1 protein-coding gene is annotated in these 431 nt (G+C 51.7%); it reads right to left on the bottom strand.

What is annotated here, in order from left to right; translation table 11 throughout:
- Positions 1 to 276: 276 nt before the first annotated feature.
- Positions 277 to 431: transposase (locus FEF65_RS13300; RefSeq protein ID WP_153227333.1), on the bottom strand; the 155-nt coding region annotated here is incomplete at its 5' end.

The following is a 431-nucleotide window of genomic DNA, read 5'->3' as shown; positions in this document are numbered from 1 at the left end:
CTGGCAAAAATCAGTTCGCAAAGACAAAAGTGTGGTTTTGTCTTTGCTTACAAATCAGGCACTTTCGCGTCTGATTTGGCGAGCCGTCCATGGCTCGCGCGGAAGCGCCGAATGAATCAGCGCTTCCCTAGGAGTCTGCGCGGCAGAGGACAAATGCCGGCCTATATTTATCGGCGAGTCGAATTTTCCAATTGGTCGCAACCAGCTTTAATTGCCAGGGTGCATCAGAGGGCCGCATAGTCATGCGATAAGCGGCCTCATCGACTGCAGTTGCCATCACAAATAAGCCATTCGCCTTAAGTTGAGTGCCATGCAAACCATTTTCCACTCAGCACCGACCTTTTCGAGGCCGCGAAGACTGAATTGTCTGAAGCCCATGACTGCCTTGATCCATCCGTTGGGAGGTTCAACAATAGCCTTTCGCCGGCGAT

Source organism: Mariprofundus erugo, from assembly GCF_005818865.1.
GTDB lineage: Bacteria > Pseudomonadota > Zetaproteobacteria > Mariprofundales > Mariprofundaceae > Mariprofundus > Mariprofundus erugo.
The sequence above is the reverse complement of the archived record's forward strand: the minus strand, read 5'-3'. Positions and strand labels throughout refer to the sequence as shown.